Annotated in this window: 10 protein-coding genes and 1 tRNA gene; 3 read left to right on the top strand and 8 right to left on the bottom strand. The window is 71.1% G+C overall.

Annotated features, from left to right (window positions below; all coding sequences use genetic code 11):
• Positions 1-173 precede the first annotated feature (173 nt).
• The gene (locus SL103_RS33860) at positions 174-1,409 is read left to right on the top strand and encodes an amidohydrolase family protein (RefSeq protein WP_069572788.1); all 1,236 of its coding nucleotides are present in this window, start codon (positions 174-176) and stop codon (positions 1,407-1,409) included.
• Positions 1,410-1,498: 89 nt separating this feature from the next.
• Here the strand turns inward: SL103_RS33860 and SL103_RS33855 are convergent, their stop codons facing one another.
• From SL103_RS33855 to SL103_RS33840, 4 genes are all read right to left on the bottom strand, one after another.
• Complete coding sequence (locus SL103_RS33855; RefSeq protein WP_069572786.1) at positions 1,499-2,287, bottom strand: GntR family transcriptional regulator; 789 nt, start codon at positions 2,285-2,287, stop codon at positions 1,499-1,501.
• Positions 2,288-2,625: 338 nt separating this feature from the next.
• Positions 2,626-6,615 carry an AAA family ATPase gene (locus tag SL103_RS33850; protein WP_069572785.1) on the bottom strand — a complete coding sequence of 1,330 codons (3,990 nt, stop codon included), beginning with the start codon at positions 6,613-6,615 and terminating at the stop codon, positions 2,626-2,628.
• A 554-nt stretch (positions 6,616-7,169) separates the two neighbouring features.
• A complete protein-coding gene (locus SL103_RS33845) occupies positions 7,170-7,517 on the bottom strand; it encodes a hypothetical protein (protein WP_164492930.1) in 348 nt (115 codons plus the stop codon).
• Between the two features lie 382 nt (positions 7,518-7,899).
• A complete protein-coding gene (locus SL103_RS33840; RefSeq protein WP_069572783.1) occupies positions 7,900-9,567 on the bottom strand; it encodes a sigma-70 family RNA polymerase sigma factor in 1,668 nt (555 codons plus the stop codon).
• A 621-nt stretch (positions 9,568-10,188) separates the two neighbouring features.
• Between SL103_RS33840 and SL103_RS33835 the strand changes: the two genes are divergently transcribed.
• On the top strand, positions 10,189-11,172 hold the full coding sequence (locus SL103_RS33835) for a C1 family peptidase (RefSeq protein ID WP_069572782.1): 984 nt from the start codon (positions 10,189-10,191) through the stop codon (positions 11,170-11,172).
• A 392-nt stretch (positions 11,173-11,564) separates the two neighbouring features.
• Here the strand turns inward: SL103_RS33835 and SL103_RS33830 are convergent.
• The 3 genes from SL103_RS33830 to SL103_RS33820 all read right to left on the bottom strand — a co-directional run bounded on the left by SL103_RS33830 (position 11,565) and on the right by SL103_RS33820 (position 13,421).
• Positions 11,565-11,638 (bottom strand) — tRNA-Pro (locus SL103_RS33830).
• Positions 11,639-11,650: 12 nt separating this feature from the next.
• The gene (locus tag SL103_RS33825) at positions 11,651-12,394 is read right to left on the bottom strand and encodes a hypothetical protein (RefSeq protein WP_069572780.1); all 744 of its coding nucleotides are present in this window, start codon (positions 12,392-12,394) and stop codon (positions 11,651-11,653) included.
• A 100-nt stretch (positions 12,395-12,494) separates the two neighbouring features.
• Entirely contained in the window at positions 12,495-13,421 is a 927-nt protein-coding gene (locus tag SL103_RS33820; protein ID WP_069572778.1) for a metallophosphoesterase, read from the bottom strand.
• A gap of 146 nt (positions 13,422-13,567) precedes the next feature.
• Between SL103_RS33820 and SL103_RS33815 the strand changes: the two genes are divergently transcribed.
• Positions 13,568-14,032, top strand: coding sequence for a GatB/YqeY domain-containing protein (locus tag SL103_RS33815; protein WP_069574361.1), 465 nt, complete (start codon positions 13,568-13,570; stop codon positions 14,030-14,032).
• 155 nt (positions 14,033-14,187) lie between these two features.
• On the opposite strand, the gene SL103_RS33810 is transcribed toward SL103_RS33815, so the two are convergent.
• On the bottom strand, positions 14,188-16,395 hold the full coding sequence (locus SL103_RS33810) for a transglycosylase domain-containing protein (RefSeq protein WP_069572776.1): 2,208 nt from the start codon (positions 16,393-16,395) through the stop codon (positions 14,188-14,190).
• Positions 16,396-16,426 lie beyond the last annotated feature (31 nt).

Genomic DNA, 16,426 nt, shown 5'->3' with positions numbered 1-16,426 from the left:
CCGACCAGAACTGACGCACCGTCAGTTCAGCCGATGTCGGCCCGTCCCCGCAAGGGGTGGAGTTCCCGGCACCGCCTTGTCGTGGCACCGCCGAGCCCATAACCTCGAAACTGATGGGTCGTCAGGAACCGTGCAACCGGGCGGCCTCGCCGCCACGCAGCTGGGGGTACAGGGTGAGCAGCAACGAGAGCGGAACAGCGGAGCTTCCCAAGGTCATCAGCGTGGACGATCACGTGATCGAGCCCGCGCACCTCTTCGAGACCTGGCTTCCGAAGCAGTACCGGGACAAGGGTCCGAAGCCCTTCACCGCCGGCATCGGTGCGCTGGAGTACGTGGCCGGCAAGTACCGCTTCACCACCGACCCCGAGGGCCAGATCACCGACTGGTGGGAGTACGAGGGCCTGCTCTTCCCGTACAAGCGCATCATCGCCGCCGTCGGCTTCTCCCGTGACGAGATGACCCTGGACGGGATCACCCGCGAGCAGATGCGGCGCGGCTGCTGGGACCCCAAGGCCCGGCTGGCCGACATGGACGTCAACCACGTCGAGGCATCGCTCTGCTTCCCGACGTTCCCCCGCTTCTGCGGCCAGACCTTCGCCGAGGCCGCGGACAAGGACGTCGGCCTCGCCTGCGTGCGGGCCTACAACGACTGGATGGTGGAGGAGTGGTGCGGGGACAGCGGCGGCCGGCTCATTCCGCTGTGCCTCATCCCGCTGTGGGACATCGACCTCGCGGTCGCCGAGATCCGCCGCAACGCCGCCCGCGGGGTCCGGGCGGTCACCTTCAGCGAGATCCCCACCCACCTCGGGCTGCCCTCGATCCACTCCGGGTACTGGGACCCCTTCTTCGCGGCGTGCGAGGAGACCGGCACGGTCGTGAACATGCACATCGGCTCGTCCTCGCAGATGCCGGCCGCGTCACCGGACGCCCCGCCCGCGGTCCAGGCGTCCCTGAGTTTCAACAACGCCATGGCCTCGATGATGGACTTCCTCTTCTCCGGCGTCCTGGTGAAGTTCCCCCGCCTCAAACTGGCTTACAGCGAGGGCCAGATGGGCTGGATTCCGTACGCCCTGGAACGCGCCGACGCCGTCTGGGAGGAGCACCGGGCCTGGGGCGGGGTGAAGGACCTCATCCCCGAACCCCCGTCGACGTATTACTACCGGCAGGTCTTCTGCTGTTTCTTCCGCGACCGGCACGGCGTCGACTCGATCGAGAAGGTCGGTGTCGACAACGCGACCTTCGAGACCGACTATCCGCACGTCGACTCCACCTGGCCGCACACGGCACGCGTCGCCGCCGACCACGTGGCCGGCCTCCCGCAGGACGTGACCTACAAAATCCTGCGCGGCAACGCCATTCGCATGCTGGACCTGCCGTTCGACCGCGATCGGCCGGCGGCCGGCGGCTGAGGCCGATAGCGGCGGCGGGAACCGGGAATTCTGTCCGCGAGCCGGCGGCGCCCGGTTTTCCCGTCCTCCTGGTGCCGGGTGCCCGGCACTCACCACCTTTCCAGGGGAGTGGTGAACAGCAGTTCCGTGCGGTCGCCGGGCAGGATGACGTCGGAAACGTCCACCGCGCGGTCGTGGATGTCGTACGAGGTTTTCCGGAGCACCAGCACCGAGGTGCCGGGCGGCAGTTCCAGCTCTGCCGCCTCCTCGGGCGTCGGCGGACGGGCGGTGACCCGTTCCTCGACGCGGTCCACCTCGATTCCCACGGTGCGGAGCTGGTGGTGGGTGCCTCCCGGCCACGGCTCCTTGGTCTCGTCCAGGAGGTCGGCGTTCCCGGCGATCCGGTCGTGCACGAGATACGAGGTCGCGAGCTGGAAGGGGGCCGTCTCGGCCGCGTACCGCGTGCGGTAGCTGCGTTCGAGGAGGGCGGCACCTGCCGGGACGCCGAAGGCCCGGGCGAGCTCCTCGGTGGCCGTGACCTCGCGGTAGGCGGCCGAGAAGACCAGGTCCTCGCCCCGCAGGCCGGTGTCGTGCTCGGTGGCGCCCGTCCCGGCGCGCTCCGCCAGCGGTACCCGGGCGCGGTTCTTTTCCCACTGGTGCCGCAGGTTCGTGCGCACCGTCCTCGTACGGGGGCGGCGCACGAACATCCCCGCGCCGTGCCGTTCCTCGATGAGCCCTTCGGCGCGGAGCATCCCCAGCGCGTTACGGACCGCGGGCACGCTCTCGTCGAATTCGTCCGCGAGGTCCGTCTCCGAGGGCAAGCGCTCACCGGGCTTCAGCCGACCCGCGTGGATGGATTTCCGGAGGGTGTCTGCGATCGGCTCGTATGCCGTTGCCATGGGTGTTCACCGTTCCGTTCCTCGGCCGGCGTGGACGGGGCGCCTCAATGCGCAGCATATGCGTGGGCGCAAAGAAAACCGCCTGGCCGGGATATCCGGTCGGGAATGTGCCGGCGGCACTCACCGAGCTGGCGGAACGGGCCGTTCCGGCCCGCGCTGTTCGCGCGTCCCGGGGCATGAAAACGCCCGATCGCTGGCGACGGGGGATGCACCAGCGATCGGGCTATGGCCAACAGTAGCAAAGGGTGCGGGTGCAATGGGAGCCAACTGATGCATTAATTCGCAGAGTTGTGAGCGGAGTCACGCGGTCCGGCTCGGGGCCGGACCGCGTGACTCCGTTAATCCCCGCACGGAGGTGCGTACGAGAGATGCGGCAGATACTCGTGCCACTTTTCCGGCGTCAGAACACCCCGCGTGGTCGAACAGATGCGGCGGATGGCGTCATCCGTGTCCAGGTTCCACAGCCGGACGGTGTCGGCGCCGCTGGAGACCCCGAGCAGGTGGCTGTTGGGACTGAACGACAGGAAGTTGCCGGTCTTGGCGTTGGGACTCATCGACCGTCCGATCGGGGCGGCCTCGGACGGGTCGGCCACGTTCCACAGGCGGACCGTGTTGTCGTTGCCGCCGCTCGCCAGGGTGCGGCCGTCCTGGCTGAACGTGAGCGACACCACCGCCTCGGTGTGACCGGTCAGGGGCCGGCTCAGCTCGGTCGCGTCGAGGGGATCGGTGACGTCCCACAGCCGGACCGTGTCGTCGTCGCTGCCGCTGGCCAGCGTACGGCCGTCCGGGCTGTAGGCGAGCGCGTTGACGGGGGCGACATGCCCCCTGAGGGGGTCGCCGAGCGGCGTGGTCCGGCGCGGGTCGGTGATGTCCCAGAGCCGGACGGTGCCGTCCGCGCTGCCGCTGGCGAGGGTGTTCCCGTCCGGGCTGAAGACGAGGGCGTTGATGTAGCCCCGGTGCCGGGAGAGCGGCTTGCCGAGCGGGACGGCACGGGCGGGGTCGGAGACGTTCCACAGCTGGATGGTGTGGTCGCCGTAGACGGTGGCCAGGGTCCGTCCGTCCGGGCTGTAGGCCAGCGCGTGCGTGCCCGCGAAGCGGGTGCGCAGGGCCAGGGGTGGCCCGGCCAGGACCGGACGGGCCGGGTCGGTCACGTTCCACAGGGAGAGCTTCGCCTTGCCGTTCAGTACGGCGAGGGTGTGGCCGTCGGGGGAGAAGACGAGCGATCGCTGGCCGCCGTCCGCTTCCATGAAGGGCCTGCCCAGCGTGACGGGCCGGCCGGGGCGCCGCACGTCCCACAGCCGGATCCGCCCGTCGCCCGCCGCCGTGGCGAGCACCCGCCCGTCCGGGCGGAACGCTCCACTGCGGCCGACCATGTCCGCCGTCGGTACCGACCACAGGCGGGCCTTGCTGTCGCCGCTGCCGGTGGCGAGGGTGCGGCCGTCCGGGCTGAAGCTGACCGCGTACATCTCGCCGCTGCTTCCCGCGAGCGGCTCGCCGACCTGCGAGGGGAAGGCCGGGTCGCTGACATTCCACAGGCTCGCGGTGCTGTCCGCGCTGCCGGCGGCGAGCGTACGGCCGTTGGGGCTGAAGGCCACCGACCACACGGGACCGGTGTGGCCGGTGAGCGGCGCGCCCAGCCCGGCGGCGTGGCCCGGGTCGGTGACGTCCCAGAGCCGGATGGTGTCGTCCGCGCTGCCGCTGGCGAGCGTCCGGCCGTCGGGGCTGAAGGCCACGGAGTGCACGGTGTCCGTGTGGCCTCTCAGCACCGCGTCGAGCGGCTTCGGCCGACGCGGATCGGCCGTGTTCCACAGCCTGATCGTGTGGTCGTCGCCCCCGGCTGCCAGCACGCGGCCGTCGGGGCTGAACGCCACCGAGCGCACGGCGGCGGTGTGGCCGGTCAGGGCGCGGAGCGCCGTCGGCCGGCTCCGCTTGCTCAGGTCCCACAGACGGACGGTGTGATCCTCGCCGGCCGAGGCCAGGGTCCGGCCGTCCGGGCTGAAGGCGATCAGATAGATCGTGCCGGCATGACCGGTCAGCGGCGCGCCGAGCGGCTCGGGACGGCCGGGATCCCGTACGTCCCACAGCCGGATGGTGCCGTCGTCCCCGGCGCTGGCGAGGGTCCGGCCGTCGGGGCTGAACACCGCGCTGCTCACCCAGCTCGTGTTCCCGGAGAGCGGCTTGCCCAGCGGCTTCGGGTGCGCACGGTTCCGCACGTCCCACAGCCGCACCGTCCGGTCGTAGCTGGCGGTGGCCAGGAACCTCCCGTCGGGGCTGAACGAGGTGAGGTAGACGGCGCCGGTGTGCCCGAGCAGCGGGGTGGCCAGCGGCGCGTTCACGATCGAGACCAGCCGGTTGTGGACGGCCGCGTCGTCCGGCCGCAGCTCATGTGCCGCCAGGTCCAGCTGGGCGGAGAGCGAGGGGTCGGTGTACTGGACCCGGTCGGCCTCGGCCACCACCTGCTCGAACACCGCGTCGTTGCGCTGCTGCCACGCGACGACCGCCGCGCCGACGGCCAGCATCGCCAGGACGACCAGCGCGGACACCGCACCCCGGCTGAGCAGGACGGTGCGCTTGCGGAGCCGGACCGAGGCCGCCAGGAACTCCACCGCGCTGCGGGTCAGGAAGGTGTCACCGGCGGACTGCGCCCAGTTGCGGGCCTGTTCCAGCCGCGAGCCCCGGTAGAGCAGCGACGTGTCGCGGCCCGAGCCCTCCCAGGCCCTGCCGTCCTCCTCCAGCCGCTGGCGCAGCAGATTGCCGTTGCGGTCCTCGTCGATCCAGTCGCGCAGGCGCGGCCAGGCGTGCAGCAGCGCCTCATGGGTGATCTCCACCGCTTCCGCGTCGAGTGTCACCAGCCGGGCGTGCACCAGCGCTTCGAGCGATTCCTCCGTCTTGTGCGGATCCGTCGACTCGTCCGCCAACTGGCGCCGGGTCCCCCGCCTCCGGGTGGCCTGGGTGTCCTCGCCCAGCCGTACCAACCTGAGGAGGAGCAGCCGTGCGGCCGTACGGGCTGTCGGGTCGAGACCGGACCAGGCCCGCTCGGCGGTCGCCGCGACCGCTCCCTGGATGCCGCCCGCCGCGCGGTAGCCGGCCAGCGTCAGCCGGCCCGCCTTCCGCCGCTGCCAGGTGGCGAGCAGGGCGTGGGAGAGGAGCGGCAGCACCCCCGAGTCATGCGTCCCGCCGGGGCCGTCGGCACTCACTTCCCGGACGATCAGCTCCGCGAGCCCCGGTTCGAGCTCCAGACCCACGGCCTTGGCCGGCCCGGTCACCGCTTCCCGCAGCTCCATGGTCGTCAGCGGCCCGAGCACCATGTGCCGGTGCTGCAGCGCGGCGGCCAGTTCGGGATACCCGAGGCACGGCTCGTAGAAGTCGGCGCGTATGCCGAGGATGACGAGCACCGGGGCCGGGGCACCCGGGCCGGCGGGGGTGCACGCGGCGTGCAGGAGCTGGATGAACGTGCGCCGGGCCGTCTCGTCGGAGCAGAGGGTGAACGCCTCCTCGAACTGATCGACGATCACGACCGGCCGGTCCGCGCGGGGCGCCCGGTGCTCGGCCCACGCCGTGACGGCCTCCCGCACCGCGTGCGTGAAGTGCCGCGTACCGGACTCCTTCGCCGCCGACTCCCGCGCGTCGGCGAGGACGGGGGCGAGACCGGGGATCCGCCGGGTCAGTTCCCCCAGCGGATCGCCTCCCGGTACGAGCTGCAGGACCTCCCTCTCCCCGCCGTTCCGCAGCGCGGGTACCAGGCCGGCGTTCAGCAGCGAGGACTTTCCGGCACCCGAGGCGCCCACGAGCATGACCAGGCCGCCGGTCCTCTCCGCCGCGCGGAGCTGGGCGACGAGGGCGTCCGTGCTGCGCTCCCGGCCGAAGAACCACTGGGCGTCCTGCTGACGGTACGAAGCCAGCCCCCGGTACGGGCACACCCCGGAGACGGGCGCGGCCTCGCCCGGCGGACGTTCCTCCTCCGCGGATGCCGGGACGCGGTCACCGACCGGGTCGGCGACCGCTCGCTCCCACAGCCGCTGCCACTGCGCCAGGTCGTACAGGCCCGTGGACACCGGAGTGGGCCGCGCGCGCCGGGCCTGGGGGATCAGGATGTGCAGCACCGCCGCCAGGGCGGGGAACTGCGCGGGCACGTTCTTGGCCCGTCGCCAGTCGCTGATGCGCTGCACGGACACCCGTACGGGCCGCCCTCGTTCGTCGACCCGCTGCAGCCGGACGACCGCGTCGGCCACCTTCTTGAGGGGAGGGTTGCCGGCCTCCTTGTACAGGAGCGCGAGCCGTTCCGCGAAGGCTGTGCGTGCCCCTGAGTCGGAACTCAAGGTCTCCACCCCTTACTTCCCCCGCACTCGGACATCCGGACCGGAAAACTCACCTTAGTGGCCTGACCTGTGGTGACGCCGTTCCCCCCGGACCGGAACCTCCTCGTCAGGAGCCACAGCTGGCAGGATCCTACGCAGCGGCGCACCCACCGGGCCCTGCCCGGCCGGGCCATCGGCCCGGCGCTCGGAAACGAAGACCCCAGACGCGTGTTCCCGGCCACTTCGCGCCGGAATCGCGAGCCGGTCACGTTCTCCGCGTACGGGCGCCCACGGACCTGAGAAGTCGGCCCCGCCCACGGCTCCGGCCGCTCCGAACCCGCGCCGACACGGCGCGAACCGCCGCGCCCGCGCCGTTCGGCACCGGTCCCCACGAGGGGAGGGACCGGCGCCGATACGGCGCGGCGCCGTGCGCGAGCCACCGCGCCGTGTGGCGCACATCACCCTCTCGCCGCCGAGTCATCCCGCAGAAACGCGCCGGACCCGGTCCCCTTTTCCGGAAACCGGGTCCTGCCTGCCACTGCTCAGTCGGAACGGCGGGACGCGAGCGGGTCACCCAGGGACACTCAGGAGATCAGGAAGCTGACCCGCACGGGCAGGTCGCTGTCCCAGCTGATCTCCGCGCGGACGTCCACTCCACCGTCGTGCGCAGCGACGTTGCAGACCTTCATCACGGCATCGCCGACGAAGGGCTGGCCGTCCGGGTGGATCTCGGTCAGCGACACCATGACCGCGTGATTGCGTGTCACGCCGGGAATGGTGAATGGCTGAGTGATGAGGCCATGAGCGTGCATGAGCGTCAGGAAACCGGCTGCCGACGGCATCAGCGTCTCCTGCACGGGGGTGGTCGCCATGGGTTCTCTCGGCTGCGTATCCGGTGCTCCGTCTGCTTCATATGCGACCTTGTCCGCCATTGCCTTGCCCCTTTCCGGTGCGGTGCCGGGGAACGTCACCAAGTGGGAACCGGACGGAAAAGGGGCCTTGCGGCTCGATGTCGTACAGGTGGGAACAAGCCTCGGCTCCATTGAGCCGGCAGACGCTTGGCTACCTTCTGCTTTCGATGCTATGACTCCGATTTCCGCGCGGCAACAGCCCACTGGCGTCGTCGCGCAGCGCATTTCCTTTTCCCTTGTACTGTCGCCCGTTCAATGAGCCTGCGGAATGGCGGAGGTCGCTTTCCCCGTCCCGACCCGGTGTTGTCCGCGTGCTCACGGGAGAGGCACCCACCCGAACCGGTAGGTGCCTCTGACCGATGTTCCCGGCGACCTGCTGGGTGAACTCGCCGACGTGGGGCGCTCAGTCGGAGAAGTCGTGGGTGAGCCAGACGGTGCCGTTGGGATTCCGGTGGACGGCGATGCCGACGTGGGTGAACGTGCTGCTGAGGATGTTCCGGCGGTGGCCGTCGTTGGGCGGCTTCTCGTTCAGCATGTCCTGGGTGAGGCTGACGGCGGCCTGCGCGATCTGCTGGGCGTCCGGCCCTGCCGTTGCCTGCCCGATGTTTTCTCCCGCGGCACCCCACTTGACGCCGGCAGCTGTCTCGCGGTCTCCCAGCGGGGCTTCGCCCGGGCACTGGTGGGACATGCCGCAACCGTTGTCCATCGCCGTGTTGTGCGCCGTCGCGCTGCGGGTGAGGCCGGTGGTGAGGGTGTAGGCGGGCAGGCCGTGCGCGGCCCGTGCCCGGTTGATCAGGGCCAGCACCTGCTGGACCGCGTCGGCGGGCGCCTGCGGGCGCGGGGTGCTGGAGGGCGTGGACGTCGGGTGGGTCGGGGACGGTGCGGCGGCGCGTGGCGCGACGGTCGGTTTCCGGCTGGGCGAGGCCACCGGCCGACGGGTGGCCGAGGGGGACGGGGCAAGGGGCGGTGTGCTGGTCACCGGCGCCGCCTCCACCTGGACCGCGGCGACGGCACCGGGCTTGGAGTCGGTCTTCCGGGCACCGTCCGTCGAGCCGAAGGACACGGATATCACGGTTGCCGCGGCCGTCACCGCGGCGCTCCCGGCGAGTAGGTGCGTGCCTCGGGGCCGGACCCGTGGACGACGGTGGCCGCCGGACCGGCTGCCGCCTCGACCGGTCGGCCGGTGCACTGCGTGCCGCCCTCCCGGCGGGCGCACGGTCGCGGACTTCCCGCCGCGTACACCGGTCAGCTGGACCGCCGCTCCGCACGCCGTCGTCTCCTGCCCTGCCTGGGCCGCCGACCAGGCGACCGCGGCACCCGGCGGTACCAGGGCGATGCCGACGAGGAGGCTCTGTGCCGGTATCAGGCCGCTGCGCCGCCCCGAGCAGGCCCGGCAGTCACGGACGTGCCGGGAAATGCGCTTGCGCCACAGCGCGGAGGGAACGCCGTCCCACCGGGCCACGACGGGCTCCAGCCGTGGACAACGGGACGTCGCCGACAGCGCGCGCACCACGGACCGCGCGGTTTCCAGCTGCGCCTTCATCCGCTGCACCCGTACCGCGACGAACCGCGCGGGCAGCTTCAAGGCGGCGGCCACCTCGGAGCGGGTCAACTCGCCCGCGGTCTCCAGCCACCACAGGGACAACAGGGCCCGATCGCCCTCGTCCAGCCAACGGGTTGCCTCGGCGACCTCCTGGCGCTGACCGGAAAGCCCCAGCCGAATGATGGTCAGGTCGACGAAGTCCGCACCGGGATCGGCCAGTTCGGCCACCTCGTCCACCCCGGCATCGGCGACCGACGTCTGTTTACCGCGCCAGTGCCGGCGTATCTCGTTCATCGTCACCGACACCAGCCACGAGCGGAACCGATGCGGTTTGCGCACGTCGGGCAGCCCGTCCAGGACGCGAAGCATGGTCTCCTGCACCACGTCGTCGACGTCCGCGTGACCGTGGAGCGCGCGCCCGACGATGTTGTAGACCAGCGGCAGATAGCCGGCCACCAGCTCGTCCTGCGCTTGCTGGTCACCTGCCTGCGCGGCCGCGGTGACCGCGGCTTCACGTTCCGGCGTCATGTCCGTCCTCGCTCTCTGTCGCCCTCGCGTCTGCATGCCTTCGATACCTGGGAGACCCTGGCGGGACGGGCCGGATAACAGAAAACCAGAAGTTTTTTCCAGAACTCTCCGAGCCCCTCGACGACTCCCGCCATTCCGGTACATCAGGTGCACATCGCCGCCGCTGCCCCGCTGGCGTGGGGCGCCGACGTGGTCCACCGCGCTCCGTCGCGCCCGCCGGAGCCTGCCGCGACACCCGCTGTGACCTGCGCTGTCGCACGCCGTGCGGGGTCCCTCATGACCCCTCCCGCGACAACGCGTGCGTGATTGCCGTCACTTGGAACTTGCTTCGCGACGCGTTGCTCGGCTAATTTCTGCTGCTCATTGGACATGCCTTCGAAAGCGTCCAGTTCCCGAGAGGTGTGGCAGCCCTCAATTCCTTGAGCGGCGCCGCGGATTTCTCTCTCCTTTCCCGGCTCCAGGCGCGAACCGTTCGCCTCGCGAACGGCCGGATCGCGTACGCCGGGCTCCCCGCCATTCACGCACGCCGGGACACCCCGTCCCGGCCGCCTCGCCCAGGGACCGGGAAGTGCTGCCTCGCGGCGCCCGGGTCAGGGCTCCGCCAGTCCCAGGAGGACCTCCATGAGTCGTGCTTCCCACAAGTGGAAGACCATCAGCGGCACGTCGCGCACCGTCATCGCGCTCGCCACGGCGGGCGTGCTGGGAGCCGTCACCGTCGGGGTCTCCTCGGCGAGCACCGCCGTACCCGATCGCGGCCCGGCCCCCGGCCGGGCACCGCAGGCCGGTCACGGCAAACTGCCGCACGGCCTCGGCATCCTGCCGTCCCGGTCGCAGTGGCGGCAGTCCGTGCTGCGCCACTCCGTCGAGTCGAGGCTGGTCGCCGCCGCCCCGCGTCCGGCGGACGCCGGCACCTCGCAGGGGAAGGTCGGCGCAACCCCTCCCGCCGGTGTCGATCTCACCAAGTACGCCCCCAGGCCCGGCCAGCAGGGCCAGGTCGGCTCCTGCGCCGCGTGGGCCATCGACTACACGGCCTACACCATCCTGGAGAGGGAGCAGAAGATCGCCGCCGACCCTCGGGCGCCCATGTACACCTACGCGCAGATCTCCCAGGGGAACGACAAGGGCAGCTCGCCGCAGCAGCACTTCAAGATAGCCATGGAGCAGGGCATCGACTCCAAGCCCCACTACTGGCAGGGGGACTTCGACTACACCACCCAGCCGACCGCGCGCGAGAGAGCCAATGCCGCGCACTGGAAGCTGTCCGGTTACACCCCCCTGCACACCGGCAGCCGGATCAAGGCCGAGGTGAAGGCCGCGCTGGCCAAGGGCGAGCCGGTCGTCATCTCGATGCGCGTGTACAACAGCTTCTTCTACCTCAACGCCCGGAAGGCCGCCTCCTACACGTACTACCCGGCCTCCGGCGAGAAGTACGCGGGCGGTCACGGCGTCACCATCGTCGGCTACAACAGCAAGGGCGTGCGGGTCGAGAACTCCTGGGGCCCCGACTGGGGCGACCACGGATTCGTCAACCTGCCCTGGAAGTTCCTGACCGGCGACCAGCTGATGGAGGCCAACGCCGTCGGCAAGCTCATCCACCAGCCGTAACGCCCCCACCAGGGCCGTCGAGCCCTGACCGGCCGTCCCGTTCGGAGCGCCCTACCAGGGACGCCGAACGGGACGGCCCCGCCGTGACTCGGAACGGGTGGTCGGCACGCCGGACGGCAACGCTCCCCGCGTACGAAAGTCCCGCGGCGCCCGCCCCTGGCCGAGCTGAGCACGCTGCCCACGAGCAATCCTCGGCGGCGAGTTGGCGGCTGGCTCTGCGAACGAGCGGATGCGAACAGCAGCGTGAGGCGTGCGTCACATCTTCCCGGTGATCGCGTGACGGGAGACCTCGGCCGAGATCTTCTCCCGGAAATCTCCCCGGCGATCTCCAGGAACGCGTCAGGGGCCCGACCCGCGATGCGGATCAGGCCCCTGACCTGGTGTTCCTTCAGTCGGGGTGGCGGGATTTGAACCCACGACCTCTTCGTCCCGAACGAAGCGCGCTGCCAAGCTGCGCTACACCCCGAAGCAACGAGCTCTACTTTAGCGGACTGATCCCCGTAGGTGAAATCCGGTTGTTGTGGAGCCGGGGGGAGGGCCTGACCTGGTCGATCGCGAGGGTGATCAAGGGGAGCAGGCATGCGGTGAGGGCGGCGGCGAGAGCGGTGGCCAGGCGGGGGGACGGGGCGCCGGTGGCGACGGGGAGCGCCAGGGCGAAGCAGAGGTGGAGGAGCGGGTAGGCCGGCCACTGCCAGACGTGGCGGAGGCGGAAGCCGCGTGGCGCGGTGAGCAGAAGCCAGTCGGCGAGCGCGGCGAGCGGGGTGACCGCGAGGAGGAGGGCACGGGCGACGGCTCCCGTACCCGCGGTGGTGGGGGCGGCGGCGGGGAGGGTGAAGGCGGTGGGAGGGGCGGCCGGGAGGAGAGGGGGCAGGACGTGGTGGACGAGCGCCGCGAGGACGACGTACGAGAGGAGCGCGCCGGTGACCCGGGGGCTCACGGGGTGGCGGCCGGTCCAGGCGCGATGCGCGGAGCCGGCCGAGACCAGGGCCAGGGCGAGGGCCGTCTGCGCGGTGAACGAGGCGGCGAGGTGTCCCGGCGAGGGTGTGCTGAGGGCCGCCAGGACGAGGCCGGTGAGAGCGGCCGCCGAGAGGAGGAGGCGGAACGCGGCCGCCAGGGGGCGGCGCGGGGTGGGGGCGACAGCGGTGGCCGGAGTGCGGGCGGCGGCTCCGGCCGGGCCGGCGGCATGGCGCGTGGACTGCGAGGTCCGGGTGGGATCGGACATTCCTCCACGTTAGGGGGGAGGAAGGGGCCGTGGGACCCCCGGGTCGGACAAGGTGACCATGAAACGGGGGCCCGTTGCCGGGGCGGACCGGGGCGAGTTGTCAGGGACGCGCCGTGAGGGTCAGCAGGGTCGCCTCCGGGGGACAGGCGAAGCGGACCGGGGTGTACCGGTTGGTGCCGCAGCCGGCGGAGACATGGAGGAAGGAGGTCCGGCCGGCGGCCGTGTGGGTGGAGAGGCCCTTCACTCGGTCGGGGTCGAGATCGCAGTTGGTGACGAGCGCCCCGTAGAAGGGGATGCAGAGCTGGCCGCCATGGGTGTGCCCGGCCAGGATCAGCGGGTACCCGTCGGCGGCGAAGGCGTCCAGGGAGCGCAGGTAGGGCGCGTGGACGACGGCGAGCGAGAGGTCGGCGCCGGCTTCCGGGCCGCCGGCCACCTCCGCGTACCGGTCCCGCTTGATGTGCGGGTCGTCCAGGCCGGTCAGGGCGATCTCGATGCCCTCCAGCTTGAGGCGGCCACGGCAATTGGACAGCCCGACCCAGCCGGCCGCGTCGAAGGCGTCCCGCAGCTCTTCCCACGGGTTGTGGACGGCGCCCACCACCGGGGCGTTGCCGTTGAGGCCGTGCCGGCCCTGCATCCGCTCGAACAGATAGCGGGCGGGGTTGCGCAGCTTGGGGCCGTAGTAGTCGTTCGAGCCGAAGACGTACGCGCCGGGGAACTCCATCAGCGGACCGAGCGCGTCGAGGGTCTCGGGGACGCCCTCGGGGTCGGAGAGGTTGTCCCCCGTGTTGATGACGAAGTCGGGGCGCAGCCCGGCGAGCGACTGCAGCCAGCGCTGCTTCTTGCGCTGGCCGCTGACCATGTGGATGTCGGAGACCTGCAGGACGCGCAACGGACGCATGCCCCGGGGCAGTACGGGAACGGTGACACGTCGCAGCCGGAAGGAGCGGACTTCGAAGCCGGCGGCGTAGGCCAGGCCGGCCGCGCCGACTGCGGTCAGGGTCAGGGGTACTCCGTATCGCGCGCGCATGCTTCCCATCGTTGCAGAGTGACGCGGGTGGGTGCAGCGGCAGGGCGGGGCCGCCGGGCGGCGGAGCGGCCGATTCCCGGGGCGCGGGGGGCGTGCGGAAGGAAAAGACGCGCCGGTTGTCGGTGGGGCGGGGCATACTTCACGGCATGACCACGCTCAAGACCAAGCTGCAGGACGACCTCACCCTCGCGATCAAGGCGCGCGATGAGCTGCGCTCCTCCACCCTCCGCCTCACGCTGACCGCGATCCAGAAGGAAGAGGTCGCGGGCAAGGAGGCGCGTGAGCTGTCCGACGGCGAGGTCGAGAAGATCATCACGCGGGAGGCGAAGAAGCGCCGGGAGGCCGCCGAGGCGTTCGACCAGGGCGGCCGTGCCGCCCAGGCCGAGCGTGAGCGTGCCGAGGGCGAGGTGCTCGCGGACTACCTGCCCAAGCAGCTGTCCGACGACGAGCTGGAGCAGCTGGTCGCGGCGGCGGTGGCGGAGGCCAAGGGCGCCGGCGCCGAGGGGCCGAGGGCGATGGGCGCCGTCATGAAGATCGTCAACCCGCAGGTGGCGGGGCGTGCCGAGGGCGGCCGGGTGGCCGCCGTGGTGAAGAAGCTGCTGGCCGGCTGAGCGGCCGGCCGCCGGAGACCTGAGCAAGAGCGGTGCGGGGCGCCCCCCTTTGACGGGGGCGCCCCGCACCGCGTTCTCGTCGTACGAGCGCCCGCCGGCGCTCGGTACCGGCTCCGGCAGGCCGGTCCGGTCGGCGGGCAGGGCCAACCGGCCCGCTACCAGCCGCCGTTGCCGCCACCCAGAATGTCGGGCCAGCCCGGAATGTCCCATCCGCCGCCGCCCGGCTTGTTGTCGCCGCCGTGGCCGCGCCCGGGCTTGTGCTTGCCGCCGCCCTTGCCGCCGTCGTCGCCCTTGTTCCGGTCCTTGACGGGGTCGTCGATCGGGACGGTGGGCAGCGCCGGCGCGGGCCGGCCGACCAGGGCGCCGGTCATCGCGTCACGCCAGATGGGGCCGGGGGTGTCGGCACCGTAGACCTTGTCGTGCGGTACGCCGCCGATGGTGATGTTGTACATCTTGCGCCGGTGCTGCGGGTCGCCGACCCAGACCGCGCCCGCCGCGTTCGGCGTGTATCCGACGAACCAGGCGGCGTAGCGGCTGTCGGTGGTGCCCGTCTTGCCGGCGCTGTCGCGCCCCTTGAGGCCGGCCTCCTTGCCCGTGCCGTCCTCGACCACACCCTTGAGGAGGGTGTTGATGGTGTCCGCCGTCTTCTTGGACATCGCGGTACGGCAGCTGGTCTGCGGGACCTTCATCGCCCGGCCCCGCGCGTCGGTGATCGACTCGATGGCCACCGGGCTGCAGTACTGGCCGCCGCTGGCGAACGTGGCGTAACCGGCGGCCATGGTCAGCGGGGACATCTCCTGCGTACCGAGCGTCATCGACGGAACTTGCTGCAACGGCTTGCCGTCCGCCCGCTCGATGCCCATCTTCTGGGCCATCTTGACCGCCGGGCAGATGCCCATGTCGCTGATCAGCTGCACGAAGTAGGTGTTGACCGACTTCGCGGTCGCCTCCTTCATGCCGTACGGGCCGACCTCTTCCTTGTTCTCGTTCTCGGTGGTGTCGGCCGGCGTGCCGTGCCACTCGCCGTTGCAGGTCTGCACCGGGCTCGGATACGGCATCCGGTACGGCGACGGGTACTGCTGCTCGGGACTGGTGCCCTGCTCCAGGGCGGCCGCCGCGATCACCGGCTTGAAGGTCGACCCGGGCAGGTAGCCCGCGCCGCCGCCCATGGAGTGGTCCACCGAGAGGTTGATCACGGTCTGGTTCTCGCCGAAGCCGTACGGGCGCGACTGGCCCATGCCGAGGATCTTGCCGGTACCCGGTTCGACGATGGTGGCGGCGGTGGCGACCGGGTCGTCCTCATAGACGTGGTCGCCTATCGACGCCTGGATCGACTTCTGCGTCTGCGGGTCGAGGGTGGTGCGGATGGTCATGCCGCCCTGGTCCCAGCGCTTCGCCCGCTCCTTGCGGGTCTTTCCGAAAGTCTTGTCACCGAGAAAGACCTTGCGGATGTAGTCGCAGAAGAAGCCGGCGCCGTGGGTGGCGGTGATGCAGCCGTTCTTGGGGCGGCTGACCGCCAGCTTGATCGGCTTCTGGGCCGCCGCGTCCGCCTGCGCCCGGGTGATGTCCTTCAGATCGGCCATCCGCTGCAGCACGGTGTTGCGCCGGCGGGTGGCCTCCTGCGGGTTGTTGAGCGGGTCGTAGCGGCTGGGCGACTGCACGATCCCGGCCAGCAGCGCCGACTCCTCCAGGGTCAGGTCCTTGGCGTGCTTGCTGAAGTACCGCTGCGCGGCCGCCTCGATGCCGTACGCCTGCTGCCCGAAGAACGTGATGTTGAGGTAGTTCTGCAAGATCTTGCGCTTGCCGAGCTCCTTCTCGATCTGGATCGCGTACTTGAGTTCCTTGACCTTGCGACCGATCGTCTGCTGGGTGGCCTGCGCGACCTTGGTGGGGTTGTCGCCCGCCTCCTCGACGAAGACGTTCTTCACGTACTGCTGGGTCAGCGTCGAGGCGCCCTGGGAGACGCCGCCGGACTGGGCGTTCTTGTTGGCCGCCCGGAGGATGCCCTTCAGGTCGATCGCGCCGTGCTCGTAGAAGCGCGCGTCCTCGATCGCCACGATCGCCTGCCGGATGTACGGCGACATGTCCTTGAGCCCGACGACCGTGCGGTCGCGGGAGTAGACCTTGGCGATCTCGCCGCCGTCGGCGTCCTGAATGGTGGTCCGCTGGCTGAGCGGTGGCGTCTTGAGGTTCGCCGGGATCTCGTCGAAGCCCTCGACCGACCCCTTCGCGGCCAGACCGAGCGCCCCGGCCGCCGGCAGCGCGAGGCCGGCGAGCACCGCTCCGGCCAGGACGCTGACACCGAGGAACTTGGCGGCCTGCTGCGTCTTGGACAGACCTCCGCCATCGCGCTTCTTAGGCATGAGGGCAGCCTACGTTCTCATTCGCCGGACA

Origin of the sequence: Streptomyces lydicus, assembly GCF_001729485.1 — a bacterium.
Lineage (GTDB): Bacteria > Actinomycetota > Actinomycetes > Streptomycetales > Streptomycetaceae > Streptomyces > Streptomyces lydicus_D.
The sequence above is the reverse complement of the archived record's forward strand: the minus strand, read 5'-3'. Positions and strand labels throughout refer to the sequence as shown.

Bases quoted from the DNA above. Each gene is read 5' to 3' on its own strand.
- SL103_RS33825 (WP_069572780.1), bottom strand. From the start codon at position 12,394: ATGTCCGATCCCACCCGGACCTCGCAGTCCACGCGCCATGCCGCCGGC.
- SL103_RS33840 (WP_069572783.1), bottom strand. From the start codon at position 9,567: ATGACGCCGGAACGTGAAGCCGCGGTCACCGCGGCCGCGCAGGCAGGT.
- SL103_RS33845 (WP_164492930.1), bottom strand. From the start codon at position 7,517: ATGGCGGACAAGGTCGCATATGAAGCAGACGGAGCACCGGATACGCAG.
- SL103_RS33810 (WP_069572776.1), bottom strand. From the start codon at position 16,395: ATGCCTAAGAAGCGCGATGGCGGAGGTCTGTCCAAGACGCAGCAGGCC.
- SL103_RS33855 (WP_069572786.1), bottom strand. From the start codon at position 2,287: ATGGCAACGGCATACGAGCCGATCGCAGACACCCTCCGGAAATCCATC.
- SL103_RS33815 (WP_069574361.1), top strand. From the start codon at position 13,568: ATGACCACGCTCAAGACCAAGCTGCAGGACGACCTCACCCTCGCGATC.
- SL103_RS33835 (WP_069572782.1), top strand. From the start codon at position 10,189: ATGAGTCGTGCTTCCCACAAGTGGAAGACCATCAGCGGCACGTCGCGC.
- SL103_RS33820 (WP_069572778.1), bottom strand. From the start codon at position 13,421: ATGCGCGCGCGATACGGAGTACCCCTGACCCTGACCGCAGTCGGCGCG.